We start from the raw sequence: 18,593 nt of genomic DNA on the forward strand, positions 1-18,593 counted from the left end.
AGTACCGATTCTTGACAATAAGAGCGGGTCGCAAGGTTAACTGCATTCAAGAAAAAATACGTTGGAATGCAGGTATTTGAAAGGCTCGCACAAGCGGGCCGCCTTGGGGGAGATTCGCTTTGGCCGACGTAGTGAGCGTTCGTCTTGCAGTTGTTGTTGCGCGCACCGTTGACCGGTTCGTGGCAAAATTCGATGCGGCGACAATTGACGATGCCACCCGGAGCTCGGCGCTCAGCGAAATTGGCAGCCTGCGCGGCACAATCGGTCGCACTTCGCCCCTGATCGATCATTCGCTTGCCAAGCTTGAGCGTGCGCTTGCGACAAGTCGCGGTTCGCAGCCGCGCACCGACCGGACTGCCGCGCAGCGGCTGCGCCGGATTCTGCGCGCCGTCGCGCCGCTGGCGCTGGCGGCAAGCGCACTGACCGGCTTCACTGCCACCCCGGCGATGGCCGCGCTGCTGGTTTACAATGTCGGCGATACGATCACCAATCCCGCAACGGGTACTGCCGAAACGGTTTCCCAGCTGGTCGAAAACTATGGCGTGGTGACGTCGGCCGGCAATTTCATCCTGCTCGCCCAGACGGTCGGCGATAGCTATACGGTCACCGACAATTCGACCGTTCCGGCGACGGTCACCACCTATGAGGTGACGGCTGTAACATTGACGTCTGGCCGCGTCACATCGGTCACGATCAAGAACCTGACCACCAATACGTCATCGACGATCGCCACCACGGCTACCTACAGCGGTCCTCCGCCGGCGGGCGGTGGCACCGGTTCGGGCGTGACCTATGCCACGCCGTCGACCCCGGGAACGCCCTATCGGGATATCCGCGCAGGCGGCAATGGCGGCGATGGACGCGATGGCGGCGGGGTCTGCTTCGGTGCGCTCGGTTGTATCCAGTACGCGCCAGGCAATGGCGGCGCCGGGGGCACCGGCCCCAGCTTCACCGATACGATCACCGTATCGTGGGGCGCGATCAGCACCACCGGCGACAACAATCCCGGGATCGTCGTGGTCAGCAAGGGCGGCGATGGCGGCGATGGCGGCACCGGCTATGGCAACATCCCGCCCGCGCGGGGCGGCAACGGCGGTGATGGCGGGGTTGTCACGGCAATCAACCAGACCACGGTCGAAACATTCGGCGTCAACAGCTTCGGCATGCTGGTGCAAAGCGTCGGCGGGCGTGCAGGATCGGGCGGCAACTGCTATATCGCCTGTTCCGGCGGCGGACCGGGCACGCCGGGCAACGGCGGCACCGCAACCGGCATCAACGAAAACCGGATCGTCACCTGGGGCAACGGCGCGGCGGGTCTGATCGTCCAGAGCAGCGGCGGCAATGCCGGCACCGGCGGCTCCAGCTATGGCATCTATGGCGATGCCGGCGGCGGCGGCTATGGCGGCAACGGCGGCACCGCACACGCGGTCAACAACGGTTATATCCTGACCCATGGCCAGTCGGCCTATGGTGTGCTGGCCCAGTCGATCGGCGGGATCGGTGGCAACAGCGGCGATGCTGGCGGGATCGTCGCGTTCGGTGGCAGCGGCGGTGGCGGTGGCCACGGCGGCACCGCGCAGGTCGATCTTGGCGCCACCAGCGAAACCCTGACGACCGGCAACTGGTCGCACGGCGTTCTGGCGCAATCGATCGGCGGCGGCGGCGGCTCAACCGGTTCGGTTGGCGGGGCGGCTTCGTTCGGCTCTGGCGGCGGTGACGGTGGCTATGGCGGATCGGCGATCGTCAACGCTGCCGACGGTTCGTTCATCGAGACCTGGGGCATCGGTGCCTATGGTATCTATGCTGAATCGATCGGCGGCACCGGCGGCACGGCCGGGGGCACCGGCGGCGTCTTCACCATGGGCGGTTCAGGCGGCACGGGGAAGACCGGCGGAGCCGTTACGGTCACCAGCTCGGCGACGATCCTGACCCACAGCCAGGATGCCCGCGGCATCTTTGCCCAGTCGGTCGGCGGCGGCGGCGGCAGCGCGAATACCTCGGGCGGCCTGGTCTCGCTGGGCGGCAGCGGCGGCAGCGGTGCCGATGGCGGACAGGTGACCATTACGCTGGGCACGGGTAGCGAGATCACCACGTCCGGCAGGGGCGCGGACGGTGCCTTTGCGCAGTCGGTGGGCGGCGGCGGCGGTTCGGGGGCCTCTTCGGTCGGCCTGGTTGCGCTGGGCGGCTCGGGCAGCGTCGGCGGAGCCGGCGGGGTGGTCTCGGTCAGCAATGCCGGCAGCATCACCACCGGTGGGCGGCTGGCGCGCGGCCTGTTCGCGCAGTCGGTGGGCGGCGGCGGCGGCAGCGGCGGCGATGGCGGCGCGCTGGTTGCGATCGGCGGCGGGTCGAGCGCTGGTGGCAGCGGCGGCACGGTGACGCTGGGCAACAGCGGCACGATCGAAACCGGCGGCGCGTTCAGCCAGGGCATGTTCGCCCAATCGATTGGTGGCGGCGGCGGAAGCGGCGGCGATGCCGGCGGCCTTGCGGCGATCGGCGGATCGGGCAGCGGCGGCGGTGCCGGCGGTGTGGTCACCGTGACCAATTCGGGCCTGGTAACCACCGGCGGCAACATGTCGTCCGCGATCCAGGCGCAATCGATCGGCGGCGGCGGCGGCGATGGCGGTTCGACCGGCGGCGTCCTGCTGACCATCGGTGGATCGGCGGGGGCCGGCAACAATGCCGGACCCGTCACGGCGAACATTTCCGGCAGCATGCAGACCACCGGCAACGATTCGCACGGCCTGTTTGCGCAGGCGGTTGGCGGCGGCGGTGGCAACGGCGGATCATCAACCTCGGTTTCGGCCTTCGTCGGTGTCGCGATCGGCGGATCGGGCGGCGCCGGGGGCGCGGGCGGTACGGTCAACGTCAACCTGTCTTCCCGGACAGTCGACATCGCCGGTATCCCGACCGAGATCCTGCCCTTTATCAGCACAACCGGTGATCGTTCGCGCGGGATTTTCGCGCAGTCGGTCGGCGGCGGCGGCGGCACGGGCGGCTATGCGGTGCAAACCAGCGTCGGCCTGTTCGGTTCGGCCAGTTTCGCGATCGGTGGTTCGGGCGGCGCGGGCAGCCAGGGCGGCACGGTTTCGCTCAATGGCGATGCCAATGTCCTGACCACCGGTGACAACAGCCAGGGCGTGTTCATCCAGTCGGTCGGCGGAGGCGGCGGTGCGGGCGGCTTCAGCGTGTCCGCGACCCTGTCTGCCGGGATCGGCTTCAGTGGATCGCTGGCCGTCGGGCTGGGCGGCCGGGGCGGCGCGGGCGGTGTCGGCGGGACCGTCACCGGCACCAGCGGCGGGACCATCGTCACCAGGGGCATGTTCTCGACCGGTTACCTCGCGCAATCGGTTGGCGGCGGCGGCGGTGCGGGCGGTTTCAATGTCAGCGTAGCGGGCGCGGCGAGTGATGGTTTCACCGTCTCGGGCGCGATCGGCGCCGGCGGGACCGGCGGCGGCGGCGGTAACGGTGGAACGGTCGATGTGGCCTTCGATGGCACCATCTCTACCGGTGACAGCGATGGCAGCGGATCCAACTCGGGCGGGTTCGTGGCCCAGTCGGTCGGCGGCGGCGGCGGTACCGGCGGTTTCAACGTCAGCGCGACGCTGGGCTTTTCGGGCGGAGGGTCGATCGGTGGTTCGGTTGGCCTGGGCGGCAATGGCGGTGGCGGCGGGATTGGCGGATCGGTTACGGGCCGGGTCGGCGCAGTCACCACAACCGGTGACCGTTCGAACGCCGTGACCATCCAGTCGGTTGGCGGCGGCGGCGGTAGCGGCGGCTTCAATGTCAGCGGCTCGATCACTGGCTCGGGCGGGTTTGCCGGCGGGATTTCGGTGGGCCTTGGCGGGTCGGGCGCGGGCGGCGGGGCTGGCGGTGCAGTCACCGGCACGGTGACCGGGCTGGTCCAGACCAGCGGTGAGCAGTCCGACGGCGTGGTCATCCAGTCGCTGGGTGGCGGCGGCGGCAGCGGCGCTTTCAATGTCAGCGGCAACATCGCACTGGGCGGCGCGGCGGGCGGCGGGATCTCGGTCGGCCTGGGCGGATCGGGCGGCAGCGGCGGCGCCGGCCTGGCGGCGACCGGGCATATCCAGAACGATGTCATCACCACCGGCAACCAGTCGCGCGGTGTGCTGGTGCAATCGGCCGGCGGCGGCGGCGGCGGCGGTGCGTTCAATATCAGCGGCAACCTGGCGATCGGCGGCACAGCATCGGGTTCGATCGGGGTTGGCCTTGGCGGATCGGGCGGCAGCGGCGGCACGGGCGGCGTGGTAATCGCCGATGCCAAGAACATTTCCACCAGCGGCGATGATGCCGCCGGCTTTATCGCCCAGTCGGTGGGTGGCGGCGGCGGTGCCGGCGGCTTCAATATCACCGGCGGCATGTCATTCAGCGGTACTGCATCGGGATCGATCGGGGTCGGCCTGGGCGGTTCGGGCGGCGGTGGCGGCAGCGCCAACACGGTCAATGCCACCTTGGTCGGCAACACCGTGACGATTGGCGACGGGTCGGGTGCGATCCTGGCGCAATCGGTTGGCGGCGGCGGCGGCGCGGGCGGTTTCAATGTCGGCGGTGATATCGCCGCGGCGGGGACCGGGGCGGTCTCGGTCAGCGTCGGGCTGGGTGGCAGCGGCGGCACAGCCGGCAACGCGCAGGCCGTAACGCTGAGCCTGACCGGCGCAGCGCAGACCGGTGAAGGCACCGGCGCCGGTGATCGCGGGGCCTATTCCGATGCGATCGTTGCCCAGTCAATCGGCGGCGGCGGCGGCAGCGGCGGCTTCAACGTCAATGGCAGCATTGCCGGGGCGGGGACCGGCGCGGGCCAGGTCGGGATCGGGATCGGCGGCCATGGCGGCGGCGGCGGATCGGCCGGCGCGGTGACGCTGAATGTTAATAATGGCATTACTATCAATGATATAAGCCGCATTGCTGCGATCACCTTGCAGCACCACAGTGCGGGTATCATCGCCCAGTCGATCGGCGGCGGCGGCGGCAATGGTGGCTTCAATGTCACCGGCGGGCTTAGCGTTGGCGGCACTGGCGCGGGCGGCGTCAACGTCGGCATCGGCGGATCGGGCGGCAGCGGCAATTCAGCCGGCACAGTCATTGCCGATATCACCGGCTATACGCGCACCTACGGCGATGACAGCGGCGCGGTGCTGGCCCAGTCGGTTGGCGGCGGCGGCGGCAATGGCGGCTTCAACGTAGCCGCCGGCATGTCGTTTGCGGTCGAAGGATCCGGCAGCATCAATGTCGGGGTCGGCGGTGCCGGCGGCAGCGGCGGTGCGGCTGGCAATGTAACGCTCAACATCAATGACCAGATTGCGGCACCCAGCATCGATCTGGTCGCGGCGATGACCAGCGGCGACCGCTCGATCGGCGTGATCGCGCAATCCCTGGGCGGGGGCGGCGGCAACGGCGGCTTCAATATCACCGGCGGCATCAACGCTTCGGGCGGCTTTACCGGCGGCGCCAACATCGGCATCGGCGGCATGGGCGGTGACGGCGGCAGCGCTGCCGACGCCAGCGCCGACATCACCGGATCGATTGCCACCCTGGGCGATGGCAGCGCGGCCTTGCTGGTCCAGTCGGTTGGCGGAGGCGGCGGCAACGGCGGCTTCAACGTCACCGGCAGCATTGCCGTTTCCAAGAGCGGCGGCGGCCAGGTCGGCGTCGGGATCGGCGGGTTTGGCGGCTCGGGTGGAGCGAGCGGCGCGGCAAGCCTGCTGCTGAACCAGCGCACGTCGAACCCCGCTGGCACATTGATCGCGGCTTCGACCGACGGGATCGATTCGGATGCGATCGTGGTCCAGTCGCTGGGCGGCGGCGGCGGCAACGGCGGCTTCAACGTCACCGGCTCGCTCAGCATTTCGGCCGGCAGTTCGGGCTCGGTTGGCATCGGCATCGGCGGCTTTGGTGGCAGCGGCGGGGCCTCGGGCAGTGCAACATCGACCATTGCCGGCAACATCTTTGCCGGCGGTGCGCAATCGAGCGGCCTGCTGGTCCAGTCGGTTGGCGGCGGCGGCGGCAACGGCGGCTTCAACGTCACCGGCGGAGCCAGCATCAACAAGGGTGCCAGCGGCAATGTCGGCGTCGGCATCGGCGGCTTCGGCGGCTCGGGCGGCGCCGGCTTTGAGGCAACGTCGACACTGGTCGGCAATGTCACCACCATGGACCACGACAGCAGCGGCGTTACCGTTCAGTCGCTGGGCGGCGGGGGCGGCAACGGCGGCTTCAACGTAACCGGCCTGCTGAGCATTTCAGCGACTTCGGCGGCCAGCGGCAACATTGGTGTCGGTATCGGCGGTTTTGGCGGAGACGGCGGCGCAGCGGCCAAGGCGACCAGCACGATTACCGGCGACATCGTCACCCGCGGCAGCAACAGCTATGCCCTGCTGGTCCAGTCGCAAGGCGGCGGCGGCGGTAACGGCGGCTTCAACGTCACCGGCAATGTCGCGCTTTCGGCGCAGGGCACGGCGGCCAACCTGGGTGTCGGGATCGGCGGATTCGGCGGATCGGGCGGCGCGGCAGGCGATGTGGAATCGACCATGACCGGCGATATCTTCACCGGGGCGGCCGATCAGAACGGCGTACTGCTCACCTCCAGCCGCAGCAGCGGCGCGACCATCCAGTCGGTCGGCGGCGGCGGCGGCAATGGCGGCTTCAACGTGACCGGCAACCTGGCTGCAACGATGGGCGCTTCGGCCAGCGGCAACCTGGGCGTCGGGATCGGCGGCTTTGGCGGCGACGGCGGCGCCGGGGGGATCGTTACCGCGACCCAGACCGGCAATGTCACCACGCGCGGCGATGACAGCTATGGCATTCTGGTCCAGTCGGCGGGCGGCGGCGGCGGCAATGGCGGCTTCAGCGTTACCGGCAACGTGTCGCTCAGCCGGGCCAGCAACGGCTCGGTCGGGGTCGGCATTGGCGGCTTTGGCGGCGAAGGCGGTGTCGGCAGCAGCGTCACCGCGACGCTGGCCGGAAATGTCACCACCGATGGCGACAAGGCGTATGGGGCGACAATCCAAAGCCTTGGCGGCGCCGGCGGGGCCGGCGGCTTCAATGTCACGGGCAATCTTGCGATCTCGGCCGGGGCCGGAACCTCGATCGCGGCTTCGGTCGGGATCGGCGGGTTTGCCGGCGGCGGCGGCGATGCCGGCATCGTCGATGCCACGGTCAACGGCACCTATCGCACTACCGGCGCGAACAGCCACGGCGTGCTGGCCCAGTCGCTGGGCGGCGGCGGCGGCGCAGGCGGGCTTAACGTGGCCGGTTCGGCCAGCCTGTCGACCGGGACGGCCGGCAGCGGTGCGGTTGGCGTTGGCGGCTTCGGCGGCGACGGGGGCGACGGTTCGACCGTTGTCTTCGCGCGCAGCGGCGATACCTTCACCGATGGCGCCAGTTCGAACGGCATCACCGTCCAGTCGGTCGGCGGCGGCGGCGGCGCAGGCGGGATCAATATCTCGGGCAGCCTGGCGGCGACCAAGGGCAATGCCACCGCAGTCTCACTCGGGCTGGGCGGCTTTGGCGGCGACGGCGGCAGTGGCGGCGATGTCACCGCCACGATCACCGGCAACGTCCTGGCAAGGGGCCTCGAATCCGACATCACGACGGCGGTCTATGACCTTTCGCTGCTTGAAGGCACCCAGACGGTTGACGACTATTCGGACCTGCTGATCGGCGAAACCCGCGTCAGGAGTGGCGGCTCGACCGGCGTTCTGGTGCAGTCGGTTGGCGGCGGCGGCGGCAACGGCGGCCTCAACATCGCAGGCTCGATCAGCCTGACCAAGAGCGGGGCCGGTTCGGCCGGGCGCACTGCGGCGATCGGGATTGGCGGCTTCGGCGGTTTGGGCGGCAACGCCGGCAACGTGATCGCCACACTCGGGGCGCCGACCGGCAGCACAAGCCGGGTCCAGGTCCAGGGCATCGGCGATAACCAGATGGCCTTTGCCGCGCAGTCGATCGGCGGCGGCGGCGGTTCGGGCGGGATGAACATCAGCGGCGGCATTTCGACCGCCGGCCAGCTGACGATCGGGATCGGCGGCTTCGGCGGCGCCGGTGGTACGGCGGGCAATGTCACGGCCTCGGTCGATGCCGATCTGTTCGTGTCGGGCAACAACAGCATCGGCTTCCTGGCCCAGTCGGTCGGCGGCGGCGGCGGTGCGGGTGCAATCAACATCACCGGCGGTATCCAGTCGAGCGGCGGCACCGAACCGCAGGTCGCCTTCGGCCTGGGCGGTTTTGGCGGTGCGGGCAACACGGCCGGCAATGTCCTTGCCGCACAGCGCGGGCAGGTGATGGTCGATGGCCTGTTCGCCTATGGCGTGCTGGCCCAGTCGATCGGCGGCGGCGGCGGCGCGGGTGGGATGAATATCTCGGCAGCGGTGACCGGCGCGGGCAATGCGGCCAAGAAGACCGAGGGGATCTCGATCTCGGCCGGGGTTGGCGGCAATGGCGGCACCGGCGCGAATGCCGGCAATGTCTCGCTGGCCAGTGACGGGAACGTCTTCGTCAACACCCTGGTCAGCGTGGCGCCCGGAACCGGGGAAGTGACCTTCTCGGGCGTTGAAGGCGCGATCTATGCACCGGGCGTGGTGGCGCAGTCGATCGGCGGCGGCGGCGGCGCGGGCGGCATGAACCTGACCGGCGCTTTCGCGCCCAAGGGCCAGCCCATCGCCATCGGCGTTGGCGGGACCGGCGGCGTGGGCGGCGATGCCGGAACGGTTACCCTGACGCGCGGCTATGGCGTGGATGGCCCGGCAACGATCTTGACCTATGGCCAGGGCTCGCACGGCCTGGTCGCGCAATCGATCGGTGGCGGCGGCGGCAATGCCGGGTTCAACCTGGTCATTGCGGCCAACAAGTCGAAGCCCAATAACCCCCAACTCGGCGCGACCTTCACGATCGGCGGCGATGGCGGCTCTTCGGGCAACGGCAGCGATGTCACCGTCCTGCACCAGGGTGACATCTTCACCCATGGCGGCGGCAGCAACGGAATCCTGGCGCAATCGATCAGCGGCGGCGGCGGCAGCGGCGCAATGAATATCACCGGCGCGCTGATGAAGGACAGCTCGGCGGTCAACATCGCAGTGGGCGGCAGGGGCGGCGACGGTGGTAATTCCGGCGCGGTCAGCGTGACCCATGCCGGCCTGATCGTGACCGAAGGTGACAACAGCGCGGCGATCCGTGCCCAGTCGATCGCTTCGGGCGGCGGCGACGTGTCGTCAGAAGAAGATCTGACGGCCTTTATCCCCGCTGACCTGCCGATCGACGTGCCGATTCCGATCGGTCCGAAGAACGAGATCGCAGTCGGCATCGGCGATGTTGGCGGCAAGGGCGGGATCGCGGGCAACGTGACCGTCAATGCCAACGGTGTCCTGCACACCTCGGGGATCGATTCGATCGGTATCCATGCCCAATCGATCGGCGGCTCGGGCGGGGCGAGCGGCACCATCAGCGCCAGCATCAGCGGTGAATCGCGCAGCGGCCAGGGCGCGGGTGTGGCCATGGCGGTTGGGCTCGATGGCGGTGAAAGCGGCCTGGCTGGCAACGTCAGTGTTACCAGCACGGCCCAGATCACCACCGTGGGTACCCGTTCGCGCGGGATCTTTGCCCAGTCGATCGGCGGTTCCGGCGGGACCGGCGGTGAAGCCACCAACGGGTTTGAAAACGCCAGCAACGAAATGTCGATCTCGGTCGGCGGTGCAGGCGGCAGTGGCAGCGTCGCCGGTACGGTCGATGTGGTCCAGACCGGCCGGATCGACACGCAAGGCGAAGAAGCCGATGGTGTCCTGGCTCAGTCAATTGGCGGCGGCGGCGGAGCGGGGGGGGCGTCTGGCACCCAGAATCTGCAGTATGAATCAGCCGATTCCAATACCTTGGCGGTGGCAGTTGGCGGCAGCGGCGGCAACGGCGCGATTGCAAATGATGTAACCGTGTTCAACAGCGGGATTATCACCACCTCTGGCGTGCGGAGCTTCGGCATCCGGGCCCAGTCGATCGGCGGCGGCGGCGGTGTCGGCGGGGCGATCGATTCGAAGAAGCTGCTGGTGACCGGCACGTCGAATTCGATCGAATTCAACGTCGGTGGCAGCGGCGGCGATGGCAGCGCGGCTGGCGATGTCAGCGTGACCAATGAAGGCCTGATCTGGACCACCGGCGTCGATGCGGCAGCGATCAGCGCCAACTCGATCGGTGGCGGCGGCGGCGATGCCGGTGCAATCCTTGACCTGTCGGTCAGCCTGGCGACGTCGAACACCTTCAAGGCCAATATCGGCGGCACCGGTGGAAGCGGGGCTGTCGCGGGCGATGTTTCGGTCATCAACCGTTCGAACGGCGGGCAAAACAGCGGCATCCTGCTGACCGAGGGCGCGGGTGCCTATGGCATCTTCGCCCAGTCGCTGGGTGGCAGCGGCGGCAACAGCTCCTCGATCCTGTCGATTTCGGTCGATGGCGGGGCGGGCAGCATGTCGGCCGGGTTCAACTTCGGCAACGCCGGCGGTACCGGCAACCTGGCCGGCAACGTGTCGGTCAACAACAGCGCGCTGGTCTATACCCAGGGCGCGGCGGCTCACGGCATTCTGGCCCAGTCGATCGGCGGCGGTGGCGGCAATGGCGGGGTGGTGCTTTCGGGCAACATCAACGTCACCAACCCGCTCGCGGCGCCCTTGCTGTCGATTGGCGGCAGCGGCGGTGACGGCGGCGATGCCGGCAATGTGACGGTGACCAATTCGGGCTCGATCCTGACCACCGGCGCGGGTGCCCACGGCATCGTTGCCCAGTCGATCGGCGGCGGCGGCGGCAATGCCGGGGTGGCGCTGGCAGTCACCGGCGAGCCCGGCTCGCTGATTGTCGGCAATACGCTCGCCGCCGCGCTGGGCGCGACGGTGATGACCGGCACGGGCGGGATCGGCGGCGATGTCACCGTGAACCACAGCGGCGATATCACCGTGCTCGGTGAAGGCAGCCAGGCGATCATCGCGCAAAGCATCAACGGCGGCGGCGGCTCGCTGACGCTCGATTTCGATCAGATTGCGGCGATTTTCGACGACGGCGGATCGACTTCGGCGACCGCACCCGACCCGCTGGTTGCGGCGCGGGCCGGCGGTACGTCCAGCACCGGCATGGGCGGCGGCGTGGTGACCGTCAATTCGACCGGTACGATCGGCGTCGCCAGTGCCGGCGGGGTTGCGATCAACCTTCAATCGATTGGCGGCGGCGGCGGCAGCATGGTGCTGCAGGGCTCGATTGCCGCGCCGGTCATTTCGGCAGCGCGGAATAGCGCATTGGCGGCTTCGGGGCTTCCCGCCGGTTTCAATATCGCGCTTGGCGGGCTCAACGGATCGAACAATCCCGGCGGTGCCATCAATGGCACCCAGACCGGCCGGGTCATGGTCGAAAGTGATCACAGCCTTGGCCTCATGGTCCAGTCGATCGGCGGCGGCGGTGGCCGGACGATCGCCAGCCTTGGCGCGGCAGATCTTTCCGGCCTGGGCGAATCGAGCGTCGTGCTTGGCGGCACAAACCAGAACAATTCGTCCGGCGGCGCCGTTGGCCATGTGCTGAACGGGACGATCTATGCGCTTGGCGACTATTCGATCGGCGGCCTGATCCAGAGCATTGGCGGCGGCGGCGGGTTCGCCAGCGTCAACTTTGGCCCCAGCCAGCCCGCGGCAACGGCTGGAATCCAGACTGCCGATGCGAAGAGCGCCCTGGCAGCGGCACCGATCGCGACTTCCAGTTCGGCCTCGGTTACCTTCGGCGCGGTCGGCGGCAGCGGCAACAATGGCGCGGCAATCAACGAAACGCTGACCAGCGGTGCTTTTGCGGCAGGCGATCATTCGCCGGCCTTGCTGCTGCAGTCGATCGGCGCGGGCGGCGGTGCGGTCATGCTCACCGGCGTCTCGCATCCGCAGGTCACCCTTGGCGGTTCGGCGGGAGCAAACGGCTCTGGCGGTGCAGTCAGCCTCACCAACCAGGGTTCGATCGAGGCCCTGGGTCTTGGCGGCTACGGCGTGATGCTGCAGTCGATCGGCGGCGGCGGCGGCATCGTGCTGGGTGACTTCACCGGAGCCGATGTCATCCTCAGCTCGGGCAATTCCGGCGATGGCGGACTGATCACGCTGAACCAGAGCGGCGATATCGGGGCCACCGGAAATCGTTCGATCGCCCTGTTCGCCCAAAGCCTGGGCGGCGGTGGCGGCTATGTCGATGGCGTGTTTGCCGGCACGGCCGGTGGCACCGGTCGCGGCGGTGCAATCAACCTTGGCGTCGATGGGTCGATCATTGCCCATGGCCTCAACTCAACCGCGGTGCTGGCGCAAAGCCTCGGCTCGCTGGGCGGGGGCAACATCCAGCTGGTCTCGACCGGCGATGTGCGGGGCGGCAGCGGCACGGGCATTGGCGTCAGCTTCGATGGCGGTGCCAACAACCTGATCGATACCAGCGGAACGATTTCGGCGGTGTCTGGCCTGGCCATCAAGGCCACCAGTGGCAACGATGTGGTTGAAAACCGCGGGACCATTGTCGGCAATGCCCTGCTGGGTTCGGGCACCAACCTGATCCATAACAATCTTGGCGCGACATACGTCACGATCATCACGCTTGACCTGCGTGATGGGCTGGGCAGCACCGGAACCTTCTCCAACGACGGTACGGTTGAAATGGGCCTGCGCGCACCGCGCTTCCCGATCGATCTGCTGAACGGGGCCACCTTTGTGGTTCCGGTCTATCCCGACCCGAAGACGGCACTGCTCCATGGCGTGCCGGTTATCAGCCAGGTTGCGCTGGACGGCGACTATCGCCAGTCGGCAACCGGGCAGATGTTCTACGACGTCGCCTTTGGTCCCTATGCGTCCGACCGGATCAATGCCACCGGCAACGCGGTGGTGAACGGCACGGCCAACATCACGCTGACCTGGCTGCAGGACAAGAATCCGGTGACCCTGATCGCGGCTGCTGGTGGTGGAACCAACAACGGCATGGTTGCGCCTGGCACGATCGCGCTGGATTACCACATCCTGGCGGGACCGATCGGCATCCAGCTGGCCTACGACAGCGACTTCGGCCAGCCCTTCCTCAACCACAACGAACAGCAGCTTGGTCATCACATGGATTCGGCGCTGACCGTGGGCGGGGCAGCCGGGATTGGCCGACTGATGGCGCTGCTCGGCAATCTCACGGCTGGGCAGGAAGACGCCTATCGCGCGATCTTCGACGAACTCGATCCGGAATCGATTCTCGCCCCGGCAATCGAAAACCTTGATGCCGGGCGCGATTTCGTGCGGCAGGTGATAGGCTGCGATCCTTCGGCCCAGGGCCGCAAGGGCGTCTGCGGATGGAGCCTGGTCAGCTATCATGGCCTGGCGCGCAGTGATCCGAATGAATACCGGATCGATGGCGGCAGCGGTGTGCGGCTGCGCGTTGGCGCTGCGAAGGATCTGGCCGACGGCTGGACGCTCGGCGGCGCGATCGGCTTTGATGGGCTCGGCGACCGGCGGGTGGACGTGGATCGTTCGGTTGGCAAGGACGGGTGGGGCGTGCACCTCGGCCTGGGCGTCGCGAAGCGCTATGGCGCTAACGATGCCGGCACATTTGGCCTCAATCTGGCCGCCGGGTGGCAAAGCCAGAAGATGGTTCGCCGCCAGAACATCTTTGGTCCCACCCAGGGCACTGCGGATGTCAAGAGCCGCTACATCGCTGCGGATGCCAGCGGCGGCTATTCCATCCCGGTCGGCAACGGGTTCATCCGGCCAAGCATCGACTTCACCGCGCTGCGGCTGACGATCAACAATCTGGATGAGCAGGGGCTGGCCGGCCTTGGCATGCGGGTAGGCAAATCAAGCGATTGGTTCCTGACCGCAGAGCCCAAGCTGACCCTCGGCGCGAACTTCACCGGGGGCTATGTCTCGCTGACCGGTGGCGGGGTGTTCGCCAACCGCGACCAGATCCGCGCGCCGATGACCTTCCTGGGCGCCAGTCCGCTTTCGGACCCGGCGATCATCCGGACAATGGTTGACAAGAACTCGCTCTTCATCGGCGCGGACGCCGGATACGATGCCGCCAACGGCCTGCGTTTCAGCATCGGCTATCGCGCCTATCTGGGGCAGCGGATGGAAAGCCAGACGGCGAATATCAACCTGCGCTACCAGTTCTGAACCAATCGGGACGCCAGTTCCGCAGGCCTGACCCGGTCTGCGGAACTGGCCCTGATTGACGCGCTGGTCAGCCGGCTCCGAGGATAAGGTGGATCGCGCCAGTGCCGGATTGCGCAAAGGGCGTACCCTGTTCGCGCAGGCGTTCGGCCTCGAACCTGGCCGGATCGACCAGTTCGATCATCAGGCGCGTCTTGCTTTCATGCAGCGCCTTGATGTTGTCCTGGCCGCCCAGCGCGGCAAGCAGGGCTTCCGGCAGGCTGGAGATCCCCGCCTGGGCGTCGGTTTCCAGCTGGCTGGTTGCGCCCGCCTGCGGCTGAGCCTGTCCGCGCTGGGCCATCGCCCCGCGGATTTCATCGAGCAGGCGATCCGCCTGCGGCCCTACGATCACTTGCAGCCGGTCAGGCGCGGGGCGCACCAGTCCGCGCGCACCAAGCCGCTTGAGGGCGGCCTCATCGATTGCCTGCGGGTCGGCCAGTTGCAGGCGCAGCCGGGTGGTGCAGGCGCCCAGGCTGGCCAGGTTGGCCGCGCCGCCCAGCGCGGCCACCCAGGCCTGGCCTTCGCTGAGCGACTTGGTTTCAAGATCGGCGGGGACATCGGCCTCAACCACCTCGCGTCCGGGAGTCGGCAGGTCAAAGCGCAGGATCGCCCAGCGGAAGATCGCGTAATAGACCAGTCCGAAGCCCAACCCGACCGGCAGCATCAGCAGCGGGTTGGTCGCCAGGCTGTAGTTGATCAGGTAGTCAAGCAGCCCTGCCGAGAACGAGAAGCCCAGTTTCACGTCGAGCGCCTGGAGGATTACGAAGGCTAGCCCGGTCAGTACCATGTGCACGGCGTAGAGCGCCGGTGCCAGGAACATGAAGCTGAACTCGACCGGTTCGGTCACCCCGGTCAGGAACGATGTCAGCGCCTGCGAGCCCAGCAAGCCGCTGACCTGTTTGCGCCGATCGGGCCGGGCGGTGTGATACATGGCGAGGCACGCTGCCGGCAGGCCGAACATCATGATCGGGAAGAACCCGGCCATGAACGCCCCGGCCTGCGGATCGCCGGCGAAGAACCGGCGCAGGTCACCGGTCGCGCCGTTGTAGTCGCCCAGGATGAACCAGGCGACGTTGTTGAGGATATGGTGCAGCCCGGTAACGATCAGCAGCCGGTTGAGCATGCCATAAAGGAACAGCCCGATCCCGCCGCCACGGGCCACAGCTTCGGACAGCCCGGTAATCGCATTGTGCAGCGGATCGTAGGTCGCGCCAAGCAGCAGGGCGAACAGCACGCCGAACAGCCCCATCGCAATCGGCACGAACCGCCGCCCGCCGAAGAACGCCAGGTATTCGGGCAGGCGGATCGCGTGATAGCGGTTGTAGGCCTGCCCGGCAGCGATCCCGGTGACGATCCCGATCGGCACCGACAGATCGTGGATCGCCTTGGCCTTGAACGCGTTGCCGGCCAGTTTCGCCAGGTCGGGCGTGAGGCCGGCCAGCTTGTCGGCGGGAACGGCAACCATTGCCGCCGCGCCTTCGGTCGCGACCAGATAGCCGATCACCCCGGCCAGACCGGCCGCGCCGTGGTTTTCCTTGGCAAAGCCCACCGCCACGCCGATCGCGAACAGCAGCCCCAGGTGATCGAAAATCGCATTGCCGGCAGTCGCCAGGAAGTGCAGCTGCAGGAACGGCACCACGGCGGCAATCGGATCAGCCACATCGGGCTGCCCCAGCCGCAGCAGCAGTCCGGCGATCGGCAGGACGGCGATCGGCAGCATCAGGGAACGGCCCAGATTCTGGAACGTGGCGGAAAGGCGCTGGATCGGGTTCATTGGCCGATTTCCTTCGCGGCAAGATGGGATTGGACGAACCGGCGGACTGCCGCCGGATCGGACAGGCCGCAGGCCTCTTGCACCAGGCCTGACCATTCGCCCCGATCGGTTTCGCGCACGATCCGCTTGGTGGCCGCCACAAGGGTTGGCACCACCGACAGGCTGCCGACACCCAGGCCGATCAGCAGGGGAATGCCCAGCGGATCGCCGGCCAGTGCGCCGCAAACCGATACCGGGCACTGGTGCGTCGCCGCCTGCGCACAAACCAGGCCGATCGCCCGCAGCACCGCCGGGTGCAGCGGATCGGCCTGGGCGGCCAGAGCCGGATTGGTGCGGTCCATCGCCAGCACATATTGGGTCAGGTCATTGGTGCCGATTGAGAGGAAATCGGCCTCGGCGGCCAGCTGGTCAGCCAGCAGCACGGCGGCCGGGGTTTCCACCATCAGCCCCAGCCGGACCACACCGGTCCCGCCCAGCCGGTCCACGGCGGAGCGCAGTTGACACCATTCCTCAAGGTCAGAAACCATCGGGACCATCAGCTGAACCGGCCCGCTGCCGCTGCTCGCCGCGCGCAACACCGCCCCAAGCTGGGCGTCGAGCAAGTCGGGATGAGCCAGCGAAACGCGCAGGCCCCGCAGGCCCAAGGCGGGGTTTTCCTCATGCCCGGACGGCAGGAACGGCACCGGCTTGTCCCCCCCGATATCGAGCGTGCGGATCGTCATCGGGCGCGGCGCCAGAACCTGGCCAATCGCCGCGTAGGTTTCCGCCTGTTCGGCTTCGTCCGGCGCCTGGCTGCGGTTGAGGAACAGGAATTCGGTGCGCAGCAGCCCGCAGCCGTCGGCACCGGCGGTGACCGCGCTTTCGGCATCGTCCAGTCCGCCGAGGTTGGCCAGCACCGGCACGGTCAGCCCATCGCGGGTTACCGCGGGTTCGTGCGCCGCCTGCCGGTCGGCATCGGCGCGGCTGCGCAGACTGGCGCTGGCCTTTGCCACCTCGTCCAGCCGCGCCGCCGAAGGGGCGAGGTCCAGCAGGCCGGCATCGGCATCGACCACCAGTGCCTGTCCTTCGCTCACCTCTGCCAGACTGGTGCCAATCGCGGTCAGCAGCGGCAGACCCAGCCCGGCGGCGATGATCGCAACGTGGGCGGTCGGGCTCGATCCGGACAGAGCCACCGCGCTGACCCCGCAGCGGGCGTAATGCGCCAGGTCGGACGGCAGCAGGTCGGCGGCGAGAACGACGGATCCGGCCGGTGCGGGCGACGGTTCGGGCGATTGGCCCAGCAAATGTGACAGAATGCGCCGCGACAGGTCGGCAAGGTCGGCGGCGCGCTCGGCCAGCCGGGCATCGCCATTCGCAAACAGCGCGGCAACTTCGTCGCTGGCGGTCTGCCAGGCGAAGGCTGCGGATTGCCCGTTGGCAATCCCGGCTTCGGCCAGGCGGCGCAGTTCCGGATCGGCGGCCAGTTCGCGGTGCGCGGCCATGACCTGGCCCACAACGCCGTGGCTGCCGGCCTGTTCCAGTTCGCGCGAAACGCTGTCCAGCGCAGCGGCCAGTGCGGCTTGCTCGGTCGCGATGCCCTTTCCCTGTTCGGGCGGTTCAAAGTGCGGGGGGCGGTGGTGAAAGGCGTTGCCGGCGGCCAGCCCGGCAGAACCCGGCAAACCGCGCAACTGGCCTTCGGGTGCGGGTGCCTTGGAGGCGGGCGCGCTGGGCGCGGTGTGCGGCGGCGCCTCGGCAAAGTCGCCGCCAAGCAGTTCGACAACCCGCTGCAAGGCAGCCTGCGCACCGGCGCCCTGGATCCGGACCCTGACGGTTTCGTCCTTGGCGAAATTGCCGCGCATCAGGGCGACCGTGCTGGCCAGGTCGGCGTGTCGGTCACCGGCCGAAAGTTCGCCGGACAGCCCGGCTTCGCGCAGCATGCGGGCCAGGGCAGCAGCCGGGCGGGCATGAATGCCGTGCGGCAGGGCGATCGCAACAGAGGCCTGGGCGCTTTCATCGCTCGCCACCGGACGGTGGTCGATATCGGCGGGCAGTTCGACCGCGAACAGCACGGCACCGCGTGCGACCGCTCCTTCCGGAGCCAGCCGGTGCAGCCTGACGCCATCGGGTGCAACCGCGATCACCGGACTGGCAAGACTGAGCCCGCGCGCAGCAATCAGATCGAGATCGCATTCGATCAAGGGATCGCAGGCCGCCACGCGCTGGCCCAACTTGACCAGCGGGGTGAAGCCGGCACCGTCAAGCTCTACGGTGTCGATCCCGACATGCACCAGCACCTCGATCCCGCAATCGTGACGGACCACGATGGCATGGTGCGACGGGTGGAAGGTGACCACGCTGCCGGCGATCGGCGAGACGACCAGCGGGTCAAGCGGGTCCACCGCCATGCCGGGGCCCAGCACCGCTTCGGCAAAGGCCGGGTCCGGCACCTTGGCCAGCGGCCAGAGCCAGCCCTGCATCGGGGAGCGCACCTCAAGCCAATCTGCCGCCGCTTCGCGTTCCATCCAGCGATCTCTCCAGCCCACGAATTCGGGCAGCGGCACTATGGCCAGAAATTTGCGGAAATAAAGAACCAATTTAATACCATTTACACATCGGCATGGTCTGGCTACACAACCTGGTAAGCGATGGCCGTT

The 18,593-nt window shown here is 68.1% G+C and carries 3 protein-coding genes; 1 reads left to right on the forward strand and 2 read right to left on the reverse strand.

Annotated elements, in window-relative coordinates:
- Nucleotides 1-179 precede the first annotated feature (179 nt).
- Nucleotides 180-14,150, forward strand: a complete 13,971-nt coding sequence (locus tag IT549_RS05510) for an autotransporter outer membrane beta-barrel domain-containing protein (RefSeq protein WP_292970594.1) — start codon at nucleotides 180-182, stop codon at nucleotides 14,148-14,150.
- Between the two features lie 67 nt (nucleotides 14,151-14,217).
- Here the strand turns inward: IT549_RS05510 and nagE are convergent, their stop codons facing one another.
- On the reverse strand, nucleotides 14,218-15,960 hold the full coding sequence (gene nagE, locus IT549_RS05515; protein WP_292970596.1) for an N-acetylglucosamine-specific PTS transporter subunit IIBC: 1,743 nt from the start codon (nucleotides 15,958-15,960) through the stop codon (nucleotides 14,218-14,220).
- Nucleotides 15,957-18,533 carry a phosphoenolpyruvate--protein phosphotransferase gene (gene ptsP, locus IT549_RS05520; protein WP_292970598.1) on the reverse strand — a complete coding sequence of 859 codons (2,577 nt, stop codon included), beginning with the start codon at nucleotides 18,531-18,533 and terminating at the stop codon, nucleotides 15,957-15,959. Before ptsP ends, nagE begins: the two co-directional genes overlap by 4 nt.
- Nucleotides 18,534-18,593 lie beyond the last annotated feature (60 nt).

It is taken from the genome of Novosphingobium sp., assembly GCF_020852455.1.
Taxonomy (GTDB): Bacteria; Pseudomonadota; Alphaproteobacteria; order Sphingomonadales; family Sphingomonadaceae; genus Novosphingobium.